Raw genomic sequence first — 14673 nt, forward strand, 5'->3', positions numbered from 1 at the left:
AATGTCAAAGCTTTACAATACATGGTTGGGTTATTTTTTGCTTATAGCATGCATGCTTTCGTGCAGCGTAAACGCAAAAGAAACGCTGCAAGTAGCCGTAGCGAGTAATTTTAAAATTGTATTGCAAACCCTACTAAAAAAATCCCCATTACCTAATGTTGACGTGAAAATATCAGCCGCTTCTAGCGGTGTTTTATATTCGCAAATAGTGCATGGCGCGCCATTTGATGTGTTTTTATCGGCTGACGATTTTCGACCGCAATCGCTTATTAAAGAAGGCTATGCTGAGCAAAGTAGCTTAATCACTTACGCTTTAGGCGAGCTTGCTTTATGGCAACCCAAAGCTGAAAAAGTAAATGATAAAGTAGCCATTGCTAATCCGCGTTTTTCACCTTACGGGCGTGCCTCAGAGCACTACGCTAATAACCATTTTAAAAAGCCAGTAAATTATGTGTACGGGAATAACATTACGCATGCTTTTCAGTTTGTTGAAAGTGGTAATGTAGGAGTAGGGCTGGTGGCTGTTTCATCACTAAAGGCGGCTTACAGTAACACGCAAGATCAAAAATATTTAGATTATACCGTGCTGCCTACCAATCAATATCCCGATATAATTCAACAAGGCGTTATTATTAAGTCGACTAAAAAACTCGCTAGCGCTAAGCAACTCATGCAATTTTTAATGGTAGAGGCTACGCAGCAGCAGTTAATTGAATTAGGTTACAGAATAAAGGACAACAATGCTTCAAAGTGATTTAACTGCGCTGTGGTTAACTATAAAACTTGCCTTTATAACCGCAGTGCTCCTTCTTGTTTTTTGTATTCCGGTGGCTTACAAGCTCGCTGGCTATAATGGTAAATTTAAACCATTTTTAGAGGCATTAATTGCAATGCCTTTAGTGCTGCCGCCTACGTTATTAGGGTTTTACTTACTTGTTTTATTTTCGCCTGATCACGCTTTTGGGCAGTTTTGGTTTTGGCTAACGGGTACGCAGCTGGCGTTTAGTTTTCAGGGCGTGGTTATTGGTTCGCTTTTTTATTCGCTGCCTTTTGTAATGCAGCCTCTTGTGGCTGGGTTTAAGCATATTAATCAAACCTATAACGAAGCTGCCATTGCGCTTGGGTTAAGCCCGTTTAAACGCTTTGTGCATTTAATTATTCCGCTTTTAAAACCCAGTATTGGTAGCGCATTTGCTTTAGGCTTTGCGCACACATTGGGTGAGTTTGGTTTGGTATTAATGATTGGCGGCAATATTCAGGGGCAAACACAGGTGGTGTCTATTGCGCTTTATGACCATGTTGAATCGTTAAATTATACGGCGGCGCATCAGCTTTCACTTATTTTACTGGCTATTTCGTTTGCCTGTTTAGTGCTGTTATTTAAGTTTAATAAAAGCATTGTAGGGGTTAAGCAATAACATGATTAAATTAAGCCTTTTTAAAGCACTCAATAATTTTGATTTAGATATAAACCTTGAGCTTGAGTCGTTTAATGTACTCGGTGTTTACGGGCCTTCTGGCTCGGGTAAGTCAACATTACTGCGCTGTATTAGTGGTTTAGAGCCTGCAAAAAGTGTTTATGTAAACAATCAGCCAGTGCATGAGTTACCAAGCGATAAACGCGGTATAACGCTTCAGTTGCAATCGTGCCCGTTGTTTCCTCATTTAGATGTGGCAGGTAATTTAGCGTTTACACAAAAACACTGTGGGAATAAGCAAACCAGCTTAAGGTTAGAATACGTTGTTAAAACACTTGAATTACAAGACTTACTAAATCGTGATGTACAAAGCTTATCGGGCGGCGAACGCCAACGTGTAGTATTTGCGCGCACGTTGTTAGCAGGTCAAAAATTTATAATGCTTGATGAGCCTTTTAGTGCGCTTGATTGGTCATTGCGTTTTAAAACACTCACTAAACTTAGCGAGTTTGCAGTTAAGTTTAATATTAAATTTATAATAGTAAGTCACTCATTAAAAGAGCTGCTATTTTGCTGCGATACCCTTATTCAGCTTGATAAAGGCAAGGTGATAAACCAAGGTGCAAGTGCACACGTTGCAAAAGCTATTTATGCAAACGATAGGCAAACACCGCTAAGCTTAATTAATTACGATGTGGTTAAATTTGATGAAGACTACGGGCTATATCAACTGCAATTACAGCAAAGTGAGCAGCCGCTTTTTGTGCTTCCTGCACTTGTAGATAGCAGTAATAAGCTAATTATAGAAAGTGAGCAAATGTCGTTTAGTGCGTTAAAGCCTGAGCAAACAACGCATAGCAATGTTTTAAGGTCGGTATTAACTCAGGCTGAGCTTATTAATAATAAGTGGCAGTTAACACTTAATGTAGATGGGCAAACTTTGTATTGCTTGGCTTCAAGGCGAGTGTGGGACAAAAACGACTTTAAAGTGGGCGATGTGCTTTATACAACAATCAGTAATCTAGAATAACTAAATGCTGCACACCGCACATTGACTATTTTTAGCTATTTTAAAACGATTAAACTCCATGCTTAAGCCATCCACCAGCAATAAGTGTTCGCTTAAGCCGCTGGGTAAACCTGCAAGCATTTTTAGCGCCTCAGTCGCCTGAATACTGCCTATTAGCCCAACAATAGGGGAGAGTACGCCGGATTCAGAGCAGCTTTGAGTTTGCTCACTAAAAAATTGCGATAAACAACCATAACAATGGCTGTTTCCATCCATAGTAAAACACGCGACTTGTCCTTCCATACGTATTGCAGAGCCCGAAACCAACGGTACTTTAGCGTTAAAACACGCGCTATTTAGTGCATTGCGCGTTGCTAGGTTATCTGAGCAATCAATTACTATATTAATGTTATTAAATAGAGGATTGATAGACGTATTTTCATCAAAAAATGCCTCAATGGTATTTATGTCTATTTCACTATTAAGTTCGCTGAGCTGTTTTTTAGCGGCACTGCATTTTGAGCTACCAATATCACTTTCTTTATACAGTATTTGCCTTTGCAGGTTGGTTACGTCTATTTCATCGTTATCAACTAAGGTAAGCGTGCCAACGCCAGATGCTGCTAAGTATTGACCTACCGCGCACCCAAGCCCTCCTACACCAATAATTAAAGCATGCGATTGCCATATTTTCTCTTGTCCGTCTATATCAAGCTGCGGAAGCATAATGTGCCGAGAGTAGCGCAGTTGCTGCTGGTAAGTTAACGGTGATTTTTGCATTTTTAGACTTCTCATACTTTTTTTGAACAATACCAAGTTGTTAAATCCTAGAGCAAGTAGTAACGCTTTTTATTTGCACTCTAACAACCCAGAGCCCTTCACTCATATAGTGCAACTATAACGTATAAAAACAACTGTTGCATTTAACTATATGAAATTTATGGTTTTTAATTAGTGGCTCAGTAATTGCTATATCGGGTTAACTTAAATTTAACAAACATTGGCTGCTACTCATATAAAAGGGTGGGGCATTAATAAAACAATAATACGTTTACGAGGAAAATAAACATGCAACCGAGTTCTGGGTTTAACCTAATATCCTTTAAAGGAAAAATGAAAGTATTACATCTGAGTTGGATGGTCTTTTTTGTGTCATTTTTTGTATGGTTTAACCATGCCCCTTTACTAGGTGCAATTGCGGGTTCGCTTGGGATCACCATGGCACAAGTTAAAACGTTACTCATTTTAAATGTAGCGTTAACTATTCCTGCCCGCGTTGTTGTGGGTATGCTAACCGATAAATTTGGTCCGCGTATTGTTTATTCAGCATTACTTATTACCTGTAGCATTCCGTGTTTTATGTTTGCTATGGCAACTACATTTGAACAAGCAGCGCTGGCGCGTTTTGCTTTAGGCTTTATTGGTGCTGGCTTTGTTGTGGGCATTCGAATGGTGAGTGAATGGTTTCCTGCTAATGAGTTGGGTATAGCGGAAGGTATTTATGGCGGCTGGGGTAATTTTGGTTCAGCAGCTGCGGCTATGTTATTGCCAATTATTGCACTAATGTTTGGCGGCGAAGATGGCTGGCGTTATGCAGTAGGCTTAACCGGTGTATTAAGCGTTATATTTGGTGTTATTTGGTACTTAAATGTAACCGATACGCCAAAAGGCGGTACATACTTTAAGCCTAAAAAAGTAGGCGCAATGGAAGTAACCAGTAAAGGCGACTTTGTATTACTGCTTATTATGAAAATCCCTATGTACGGCGCATTAGCATTACTTACTTGGAAGCTTTCGCCAACCGGTGCTAACTTAATTTCGGCTAATTTTGTACTTGCTGTGTATGCTTTTTTAGTTCTACTTTATATTTACGAAGTGTATAAAACCTTTGACGTAAATGGTCATATTTTTAAAGAGCCAGTACCTGAGTCGCATCGTTATGAATTTAAGCAAGTAGCTGTTTTAAATATTTTATATTTTACAACTTTTGGTTCTGAGCTTGCGGTTGTATCTATGTTGCCGCTGTTTTTTATGGATGTGTTTGGTCTTGATATGGTGTATGCAGGTATTTTAGCCTCAGCGTATGCGTTTATGAATTTAGCATCTCGCCCTGGTGGTGGTTGGATTTCAGATAAATTAGGTCGTCGTATAACACTTATTGTACTTACGATGGGTCTTGCTGTTGGTTACTTTGTAATGGGCTTGGTAGACGCATCGTGGCCTTTATGGCTTGCCGTTGTAGCAGCTATGGCATGTTCGTTCTTTGTGCAAGCAGGTGAGGGCGCTGTATTTGCCGCAGTACCGCTAATTAAACGTCGTTTAACTGGGCAAATTGCAGGTATGACAGGCGCTTACGGTAATGTAGGCGCAGTAGTTTACTTAACGGCATTATCACTTGTTGATTATAAAACCTTCTTTTTCATTATTGCAGGCAGTGCATTACTTGGCTTAGGCGCGCTGTTTTTTATGAAAGAACCAGATGGGCATATTACCGAAGTAAATGAAGACGGCACCGTTGAACTTATTTCAGTGACGTAAGGCATTATTGATTATGTTTGATGAAACACCCCACGCTAAAGCACTTAAAAATGAGCTCAACGTTTCATTTGGTGGGCACAGTGCTAAAGGGCTAAAAGCAGAAAACCAAGATGCGTTTGCAGCTCTTAATACCAAAGCGCAAGAAAAAGAGTCTAAAGGCGTTATTGCCTGTTTAGCCGATGGGTGTTCATCAGCAAAAAATGCGAAACAAGCGTCTCAACTTTCGGTTACTCATTTTATAAATGAGTATTTAAATACTCCCGAAAGTTGGGCGGTTAAAAAGTCAGTGTCGAAGGTGTTAGCAAGTTTAAATCAGTGGCTTTATTCGCAATCGGTTAATTACAATCATCTTGGTCAGCGCCAAGCTGATTGGATGACCACTTTTACAGCGCTTATTTTAAAGTCGGCAACGGGTTATATATTTCACTTAGGTGATACACGAGTTACCCGTCTGCGCGGCAGTAAAATAGAGGCGATAACACGGGATCATAAAGTAAACGATACGCTAACCCGTGCACTTGGCGCACAACTTCATCAAGAAATAGATGTATACGAAGTTGACCTAAAAACCGACGATATTTATATATTAACCTGCGATGGCGTACACGATGTGCTCCCAAGCAGCGACATAGCTAAATTAATTAATGAGCACGCTAATTTAGAAAATGCAGCTAAAGCAATTACCGAACTTGCATTAGCGCGAGGCAGTGACGACAACGTAAGTTGTTTACTAGTAAAAGTAGAAAACATTGCCGAGCAAAAGCTAGATGAGCTTTATCATTCGCTAACACGACGTAAAATTCCACCAGCGCTTAATGTGGGGCAAAAAATTGATGACTACACGGTTATTCGTAAATTGCATGCCAGTAGTCGCTCGCACATTTATTTAGTGCAACAAGCGCCCGATATACCGCCAGTGGTTTTAAAAGCACCTTCGGTTAATTTTGAAGACGATGTGCACTACCTTCAAGGTTTTATAAGAGAGGGCTGGGTAGGGCAACGCATAAACCATTTAAACGTGATGAAAGTACTGAGTACGCAATCGCAAAGTCGTTTTTTATATCATATTTGTGAGTACATGGACGGACAAACACTCACTGATTGGAAGCACGATGTGCCGCACCCAGAAATAACGCAAGTACGCAGTATTATTGAACAAATAGTACATGCGCTAAGGGCGTTTCAGCGACTCGATATGGTACATCGCGATTTAAAACTCGATAATGTAATGATAGATGCGCACGGAAAAGTAACGCTCATTGATTACGGCACAGTAAGTGTTGCGGCTATGGACGAGTCGGTTAAACAAATTGCGGATGATTGCCCACAAGGCACTGCCGATTATACCGCACCCGAAACACTTATTACTATGCACGCAGATTTTAAAAGTGATTTGTTTTCACTTGGCGTGATTGCTTATGAGTTATTGTGCTCAAAATTGCCTTACAAACCACTGCCACTTAACCACGTTGCGCCAAAAGATTACAGCCATTGGCACTACACAAGTATACGTAAATACAGAGCTGATATTCCGTTTTGGTTAGATCAAGCGCTTATGAAGGCGCTTGCCCCTAAACCCGAGCTCAGATACCAAGCTTTTTCTGAGTTTATAAACGATATCAATAAACCTAATCCTTATTTAGAAAGTACCGCTAATAAAAGTTCAATAATGAAACGCGATCCAGTTATGGTGTGGAAATGTATTTCGCTGTGTTTATTTATTGCTTTGGTATGTGTATTAATAATTAAAACTTAGAGAACCAAAATGCTTAACTATAAGAAAAACTTACCTATTATTTTTATACTGGGTTGCTTCACTGCGCCTTCAATAAGCCAAGCTTCGCAAACCGATCTTGATTTTAGACTGCGTTTTGAAAGCGTTGATCAAAACAATGCCTTAAAAGATGCAAGTGGGTTAACACTTAGAACCCGCTTGACGCATCAAACAGATGAGGTAAATGGTTTTTCAGGTCTAATTGAAGTAGAAGATACTCGCAGCCTATTTGGCGTAGATGATTACAACAACACCGTGGGTAAAAATACCGATTACTCAGTTATTGCAGACCCGGAAACCACTGAAATTGACCAAGGCTTTGTTAAATATGCCCGCGATGGCTTATCGCTAAAAGTAGGGCGTCAAGTAATAGCCCTTGATGGGCAACGTTTTGTTGGGCACGTAGGTTGGCGCCAAGATAGGCAAACTTTTGATGCAGCAACCATTAATTACGCATTTAATAACATAGATTTACAGTACAGTTATTTAAACAAGCGTAACCGCATATTTGCTGACGATAAAGACATTAAATCGTCCGATCATCTAATTAATGCCAGCTTTAAAACAGACTTCGGTAAAGTGGTTTTATACAGTTACTTATTAAGTGACGATGCTATACAGGACGACAGTTTAGACACTTATGGCGTTTCTTTTAACGGTAATAAAACTCTAAACGACATAACGTTTTATTACAAAGCGGAGTATGCAACGCAGTCTGCTTCAACAAGCGTGAGTGATTTTGATGCAGACTACTATGCACTTGAAGGAGGTGTTGATATTAATGGGTTGGGCAGTGAGCCCATAACATTAAAAGTGGGCATCGAATCACTCGGTTCTGACAGCGGCGATTACGGGTTTGCAGCACCGCTTGCCACAATGCATAAATTTAATGGTTGGGCAGATATGTTTTTGAGCACACCCACACAAGGTTTGGATGACACTTACATAAGCCTAAATGGTAAAGCGTTTGGCGGAAAGTGGCTGATGGCTTATCACAGTTTTGATGCCAATGAGCAATCAAATGGGGTTGACGATTTAGGTCGTGAGCTAAACGTACAATACGTTAAACCGATTAATAAAACCTACACGGTGGGTGCTAAATACGCTGATTATTCAGCGGGTGATACTGCTGCTAATAAAGTCGATACTCAAAAATTATGGGTATGGATGAGTGCTAAGTTTTAATCCTTTGTTGTACTTAATTACCCTTCTAACTTTCTTCATTAATTTATAGCGATACAAGATGGTGCAACTGCACCATCTTGTGGGGCTTTACACTTTCAACCTATGCACCAATGTAGGCAACTAACTGATTTTTAATGTTTATATATTTGGCTTACATATTGCTATAACAATCCTATAACAAATCATTCGATTTCAATTTTAGTTAATTACTAAAGTAGATATCATTTTAAGGTGAGTAAATGCTAAGCAAGCAGCGTGTTGTAGTGGTAGGAAACGGAATGGTGGGGCATCATTTTGTGCAGCAGCTAGTTTCTCAAAATCAGGCTGATAACCCATTTGAAATTACGGTATTAAGTGGAGAAGACCGCTTAGCGTATGACCGCGTGCAACTATCGTCTTTTTTTAAAGGTAAAACCGCAGACGACCTCGCTCTTACATGCAATAAAACTTATGACGATTGGCAAGTACGCTTTCATACTCACTCTAAAGTGGTTGATATAAATCGTGATGCGCAAACAGTAACAACCGCTAAAGGGGAGCTGTTTGAATACGACAAACTAGTACTTGCTACCGGTTCATTCCCATTTGTGCCGCCTATTCCGGGTAAAGACCGTGAACATTGCCTTGTTTATCGGACTATTAACGATTTACACGCAATAAAAAACTCAGCCCACGGTAGTAAAGTAGGCGTAGTTATTGGTGGCGGTTTATTAGGGCTTGAAGCTGCAAACGCATTAAAGCAACTGGGTTTACACACTCACGTAATAGAATTTGCACCGCAACTTATGGGCGTACAAGTTGATGCAGGTGGCGGTCGGTTATTAAAAAACAAAATTACCGATTTGGGCGTTACTGTGCATACATCGGTAGCAACCGAGGAAATAGTAGAAGGTGAGAGTTGCCGTTACAAAATGTGTTTTAAAGGCGGTAAAACCCTTGAAACCGACATGATTGTATTTTCTGCGGGGATTCGCCCTTATGATAATTTAGCCCGCGAGTTTAATTTAGAGTTAGGTGAGCGCGGCGGTATTGTTATTAATAACCACTGCCAAACGAGCGACAAAAACATATACGCTATTGGTGAATGTGCACTGTGGAATAATTTTATTTTTGGCTTAGTGGCACCCGGTTATGCCATGGCTAAAATAGCAGTTGGTCATATTTTACAAGCTGCCCAACAAGATACTCAACAAGCCATTTCTTCAAATAACAAAGCCGATGAATTTAGCGGTGCCGATATGAGCACCAAGCTTAAATTAATGGGCGTTGAAGTAGGCTCTATTGGCGATGCACATGCACGCAGCGAAGGCGCAATAAGCTATTATTTTGAGGATCAAGCCAATGGCATTTATAAAAAAGTAGTCACTAATTCACAAAGTAATAAGCTGATTGGCGCCGTACTTGTTGGCGATACCAGCGATTACGATAATTTACTGCAATATCATTTAAACGACATTGAACTTACCACCGCGTCTGAAGCGCTCATTATGCCTCTTGCAGGCGACATAGCAGAGCTAAGCGCCGACGACTTGCCTGATGACGCCATTATTTGCGCTTGTCATAAAGTAACTAAACACACCATTGAACAATCAGTCGCTAAAGGCTGTATAGATCTGGCAAGTGTGCAGCAAAACACCAAAGCCAGTACAGGCTGTGGAGGTTGTGAAAAGCTCGTTCAAAACGTAATAAGCAGCGCACTTGCTAAAGCAAGTAACACTATTAACGTAGTTACGCTTAATGAGCCTGTAAAACAGCCCGCATAAATTAAAGCACACTAATTAAAGCACATTAAAAGAGAGCAGTATGGCAACCGCAAATACGTCACCAACTATAAATAAAACGAGTTTAAAACAAACAACATGTGCTTACTGTGGTGTAGGGTGCGGTGTTGATATTTCACTTTTTAATAATGTGCCAACCAAGCTTGAAGGCATGCGAGAGCACCCCGCAAACTTTGGTCGTTTATGTGTAAAAGGCACGCATTTGCTCGACACAACAGGCAGTGATAATCGCTTAACGTCGCCCCTTATTAATAATAAAGCAGCCACGTGGGATGAAGCCACCGACCATGTTGCCAATAAATTTAATGACATAATACATAAGCACGGACCTGACGCGGTGGCATTTTATGTGTCTGGGCAGTTACTTACCGAAGATTATTACATCGCTAATAAATTAATGAAAGGCTACATAGGCTCAGGCAATATTGATACAAATTCGCGCCTGTGTATGTCATCTGCTGTGGCTGGTTATAAACGCGCTTTTGGTGAAGACGTAGTGCCGTGTACCTACGAGGATTTAGAGCAAACTGAGTTACTTATTTTAATTGGCTCTAATGCCGCATGGACTCATCCTGTTTTGTATCAGCGAATGGAGCGTGCAAAGCAACTTAACCCAAATATGAAAGTGGTGGTTATTGATCCGCGTAAAACCGACACCGCTGAGCTTGCCGACACATTTTTAAATATAAAACCAGGTAGTGACGCTGCGCTTTATAACGGTTTGCTTAATTATTTAAATGAGTATAACCACCTCGACACGCAATTTATTGCTCAGCACACAAACGGCTTTGAAAGCGCACTGCAAGAGGCAACAAAATGGAGCTGTGAGGCAGTTAGCGACTTTTGCGATATAGCAATTGAGCAAGTCACTGAGTTTTACGCGCTATTTGCTAACAGCCCAAGCGCAATTAGCTTTTATTCAATGGGTATAAATCAATCAAGCTCAGGTGTAGATAAATGCAACGCCATTATTAATGCACATTTAGCCTCAGGTAAATTACTTAAACCAGGCAGCGGTCCGTTTTCGATTACTGGGCAGCCCAATGCGATGGGCGGTCGCGAAGTCGGTGGCTTGGCTAATCAGTTAGCGGCGCATTTAGATATTGAAAACGAAGCGCATCAATCACTTGTGCAACGCTTTTGGCTATCGCCAACTATCGCTAAAAAAGCAGGCAGTAATGCCATCGATATGTTTGATGAAATAGCTGCAGGTAAAATAAAAGCAGTATGGGTAATGGCTACAAACCCTATGGTGAGCTTGCCTAACAACGCCGCTATTAAAAAAGCACTAGAGACTTGCGAGCTGGTGGTTGTATCTGACTGTATTGCAAAAAGTGATACGTTAAAATTTGCAGATGTTGCTTTTCCATCAACCGGATGGGGCGAAAAAAACGGCACAGTAACTAACTCAGAGCGCAGAATATCAAGGCAGCGCCCGTTAGTAGCGCCTTATTCGGGAGCTAAAAACGATTGGCAAATTATGTGTGATGTTGCTAAAAAAATGGGCTTTGAAGGGTTTGACTTTACAGATCCCAGTGGCATTTTTGAAGAATGGGCACAATTAACCGATTTTGAAAATAACGGCAGCCGATTATTAAACCTCTCAGGTTTAGTTGGGCTCACTAAAAGCCAGTACGATAATTTAAAACCCATTATGTGGCCTGTTGTTAAAAATCAGCCTTATAAAAACGGTCAGGTTTTTACAGATAACAAATTTAGCACCGCTGATAAAAAAGCACGCTTTATACCTATAACGCCGCAATTACCTGTGCAAAAAACATCAAGCGACTATCCGTTTGTAATGAACTCGGGTCGTATACGGGACCAATGGCATACCATGAGCCGCACGGGTAAAAGCACTGCGCTTTCATCGCATATTACACGCCCGTATATTGAAATTAATCCGCTTGATGCCAGTAAATTAGCAATTAAACAAAACGATTTAATAAGTGCGATTGCCCAAACTGGGCAGGTTACCGCGCATGCCAAAGTAACCGATGCCGTGCGCAAAGGTGAATGCTTTATGCCTATTCATTGGAATAAGCAATTTGCATCATCTGCTACCGTAAGTGGGCTATATCAATCGGTAGTTGATCCGATATCTGGTCAGGCTGAGTGTAAACATGGCGCCGTTAATATAGTTAAAGCACCCTTTGTGCAATATATGCAGCTGTTTGCTAAAAACGAACTTGTTATAAACAGTGATTTTTGGCTCAAAGTTAATGCAAGTAATTGCTTTAATTATCAATTAGCGCTTAATGAGCCACAAAGTGATTTACTGTATTACTGCCAAACCTTAACTGGTCTACAAGGGCAGTGGTCGGCTATGAGTACGGCAAAAGCTATGCATGTGCAGTGTATTCAAAACGATCAACTAGCGTTTGTTGCCGTTATTTCTAATGAGCCAAAAGAAATATCACTCGAATGGATAAATCATCTATTTGCAGAGCCGTTACTGACTTTTACCCAATTACAGTCGCTGCTCTATGCAACTCCCGATGAAGAATTTACCCAAGGTGCACAAGTGTGTAGCTGCTTTAAAGTAAGAGAGCAGCCAATTATAAACGCCATTAAAAACGGTGCAAACACAGTCGAGCAATTGGGGTCTGAACTTAAATGTGGAACGAACTGTGGTTCGTGTAAAACTCAATTAAGCCAATTAATAAAACAACATTACAAAGCAGGTTCTAGCAGCATTGATGTTGCGGTTGTAATGTAAAGAAAAAAGGAAGCATATGCTTAATGATCAATTTGGTCGGCAGTTTAACTATTTGCGCCTCTCAATAACCGATGTATGTAATTTTAGTTGTAGTTATTGTTTACCAAACGGGTATCAGTGCGATACGCCGCGTAATTTTTTAAATAAAAACGAAATTAGCACGTTAGTAAATGCGTTTGCAGAGCTTGGTACTAAAAAAGTGCGTATTACAGGTGGCGAACCATGCTTGCGAAACGACGTAACCGATATTATAAAGCTTTGTAAAAACACGCCCGGCATAGAAAAAGTAGCTATTACTACAAACGGATTTAATTTATTAAAGAAAATTGATGAATTTGCTGAAGCAGGGCTTGATGCGCTTAATGTCAGTATTGATAGTTTAAATCCGAGTATGTTTAAACTCATAACAGGGCACGACAAACTTAACCTTATTTTAAAAGGGATTGAACGCGCGGTAGAGCTGGGCATAAAAGACATAAAAATAAATGCAGTGCTTGCGAAGCAGTTTAATAAAAACCAATTGAAGGATTTTTTAGCGTGGGTAAAGCACCACAAAGTTACGGTACGCTTTATAGAATTAATGGAAACCGGTGACGGCGCCACCTTTTTTGAAGAAAACCACTTAAGTGGGCAAACGGTTAAAGCCCAATTACTCGACCAAGGTTGGTTACAAGTAGTTAGGGGTAAATTAAACGGACCCGCTGAGGAATTTTGTCATCCTGATTACGATGGTCGTATTGGTTTAATAATGCCGTACAGTAAAGACTTTTGTAAAAGCTGTAATCGCTTAAGGGTGTCGGCGCTGGGTAAATTACACTTATGCTTGTTTGCCGAGCAAGGTATAGATTTACGCGAACTGCTAAACGAGGATGATACTGCAGCGACCGTAAAGGCAATTCGAGCCGCTATGGGCAATAAAGAAATAAGCCATGAGCTAGATAAGCGTCTAACAGGTGCGACAACTCACTTAGCCATGTTAGGCGGCTAATATGGGAGCTGATGTGAATACTCATATAAAAGCTAATATAAAAGCTAATATAAAAGTTAAGCGAGATTTTACAGGTGTTGTGCTTGCTGGTGGTAAGTCATCAAGAATGGGCACAGACAAAGCCGATTTAGTTTTAAAAAATAAAACGCTATTGCAAAATGCGTGTGATTTATTAAAAGAGGTAGGCGCTAAAAACATATTGGTAAGCCGCAACGTTACAAATCCAGTCAAGTCATTGAACCATTATTCACCGAGTGATTATCCCTCAGAAAAGTACGTTAAAGATATATACCCAAATAGTGGACCCCTTGGCGGAATTTACTCAACATTAATAGCCACCGAGCACGATTTACTTATTACTGCGGTAGATATGCCTCTACTTACGAGGAGTTTGTTAAGCACAATAGTGCTGGCTTCTCAGTCAAATAACGTACAAAGTGTGAGCAATCAATTAAATCAGTCACAAATACATGCTTGGCACTTTGAAAATGAACCGCTACCGCTGTATATTCGTAATACAAGCAGTGTAAAAAATCATTTAAAACACATACTCACAAACGCAAACAGTCATAAATCAATAAAACAGTTTACCCAAAGCATTGGTGTGCAAACGCTTTTATGTAATAAAGCGCATGCATTAATAAACACCAATACACCGGCGCAATTTAAAGCTGTAAATGAGCATTTTGACCTAAGCATTAACCAATTGAGAAGAACATTATGAGCCACACAAGCGATACACAAATACCTTTAAACATTGCCGTACTTACAGTAAGCGACACGCGCGATGCGATTACCGATACTTCTGGTCATTACTTAATTAAAGCGCTAACTGAGGCGGGTCATCACTTAGCAGATAAAGAAATTGTAAAAGATGATGTTTACCAAATGCGCGCTATTGCATCGCAGTGGATAGCCGACGACACCATTCACGCTATTTTAGTGACTGGTGGTACAGGATTTACCGAACGTGATTCAACACCTGAGGCATTTGCGCCGCTGTTTGATAAAAGCGTAGACGGCTTTGGCGAGTTATTTAGACATATATCGTACGGTGAAATTGGTAACTCAACTATTCAATCACGTGCACTGGCAGGACTTGCTAACAACACGGTTATTTTTTGTATGCCAGGCTCTACAGGCGCATGTAAAACAGCGTGGACAGGCATTATAAAAGATCAACTTAACTCAATGCATAAACCGTGTAACTTTGCACCGCACATTACCATTGGTAAAAAGTGTGAATCGCGTGAGCAATAGT

At 40.4% G+C, this 14673-nt stretch carries 12 protein-coding genes; 11 read left to right on the top strand and 1 reads right to left on the bottom strand.

Annotated features, from left to right (window positions below):
* Position 1: 1 nt before the first annotated feature.
* The 3 genes from modA to I6F54_RS05655 are packed head-to-tail and all read left to right on the top strand — an operon-like array spanning position 2 to position 2448.
* Positions 2-754 (top strand): molybdate ABC transporter substrate-binding protein, encoded by a 753-nt coding sequence (modA, locus tag I6F54_RS05645; RefSeq protein ID WP_197140187.1) that lies wholly within the window; start codon positions 2-4, stop codon positions 752-754.
* The gene (gene modB / locus I6F54_RS05650) at positions 741-1418 is read left to right on the top strand and encodes a molybdate ABC transporter permease subunit (RefSeq protein ID WP_024609792.1); all 678 of its coding nucleotides are present in this window, start codon (positions 741-743) and stop codon (positions 1416-1418) included. Before modA ends, modB begins: the two co-directional genes overlap by 14 nt.
* Position 1419: 1 nt before the next feature.
* Positions 1420-2448: an ATP-binding cassette domain-containing protein gene (locus I6F54_RS05655; protein ID WP_197140195.1), complete on the top strand. Its 1029-nt coding sequence runs from the start codon at positions 1420-1422 to the stop codon at positions 2446-2448.
* Here I6F54_RS05655 and moeB read toward each other — a convergent pair whose 3' ends face one another.
* Positions 2449-3207, bottom strand: a complete 759-nt coding sequence (moeB, locus tag I6F54_RS05660; protein WP_197140197.1) for a molybdopterin-synthase adenylyltransferase MoeB — start codon at positions 3205-3207, stop codon at positions 2449-2451.
* Between the two features lie 288 nt (positions 3208-3495).
* Here moeB and I6F54_RS05665 point away from each other — a divergent pair, with 288 nt between their 5' ends.
* The 8 genes from I6F54_RS05665 to moaB all read left to right on the top strand — a co-directional run bounded on the left by I6F54_RS05665 (position 3496) and on the right by moaB (position 14672).
* Positions 3496-4965: a NarK family nitrate/nitrite MFS transporter gene (locus I6F54_RS05665; protein ID WP_197140199.1), complete on the top strand. Its 1470-nt coding sequence runs from the start codon at positions 3496-3498 to the stop codon at positions 4963-4965.
* Between the two features lie 13 nt (positions 4966-4978).
* Positions 4979-6721 (top strand): bifunctional protein-serine/threonine kinase/phosphatase, encoded by a 1743-nt coding sequence (locus I6F54_RS05670; RefSeq protein ID WP_197140201.1) that lies wholly within the window; start codon positions 4979-4981, stop codon positions 6719-6721.
* 9 nt (positions 6722-6730) lie between these two features.
* Positions 6731-7924 (top strand): alginate export family protein, encoded by a 1194-nt coding sequence (locus I6F54_RS05675; RefSeq protein ID WP_197140203.1) that lies wholly within the window; start codon positions 6731-6733, stop codon positions 7922-7924.
* Between the two features lie 239 nt (positions 7925-8163).
* On the top strand, positions 8164-9687 hold the full coding sequence (locus tag I6F54_RS05680) for an FAD-dependent oxidoreductase (RefSeq protein WP_197140205.1): 1524 nt from the start codon (positions 8164-8166) through the stop codon (positions 9685-9687).
* 40 nt (positions 9688-9727) lie between these two features.
* On the top strand, positions 9728-12424 hold the full coding sequence (locus I6F54_RS05685; protein ID WP_197140207.1) for a nitrate reductase: 2697 nt from the start codon (positions 9728-9730) through the stop codon (positions 12422-12424).
* Between the two features lie 16 nt (positions 12425-12440).
* On the top strand, positions 12441-13412 hold the full coding sequence (gene moaA, locus I6F54_RS05690) for a GTP 3',8-cyclase MoaA (protein WP_149602496.1): 972 nt from the start codon (positions 12441-12443) through the stop codon (positions 13410-13412).
* A 1-nt stretch (position 13413) separates the two neighbouring features.
* Positions 13414-14136 carry a molybdenum cofactor guanylyltransferase gene (locus I6F54_RS05695; RefSeq protein ID WP_197140209.1) on the top strand — a complete coding sequence of 241 codons (723 nt, stop codon included), beginning with the start codon at positions 13414-13416 and terminating at the stop codon, positions 14134-14136.
* Positions 14133-14672, top strand: coding sequence for a molybdenum cofactor biosynthesis protein B (gene moaB / locus I6F54_RS05700; RefSeq protein WP_024609783.1), 540 nt, complete (start codon positions 14133-14135; stop codon positions 14670-14672). Before I6F54_RS05695 ends, moaB begins: the two co-directional genes overlap by 4 nt.
* The last annotated feature ends 1 nt before the right edge of the window (position 14673 follow it).

The organism is Pseudoalteromonas sp. SWXJZ10B (assembly GCF_015864475.1).
GTDB lineage: Bacteria > Pseudomonadota > Gammaproteobacteria > Enterobacterales > Alteromonadaceae > Pseudoalteromonas > Pseudoalteromonas arctica.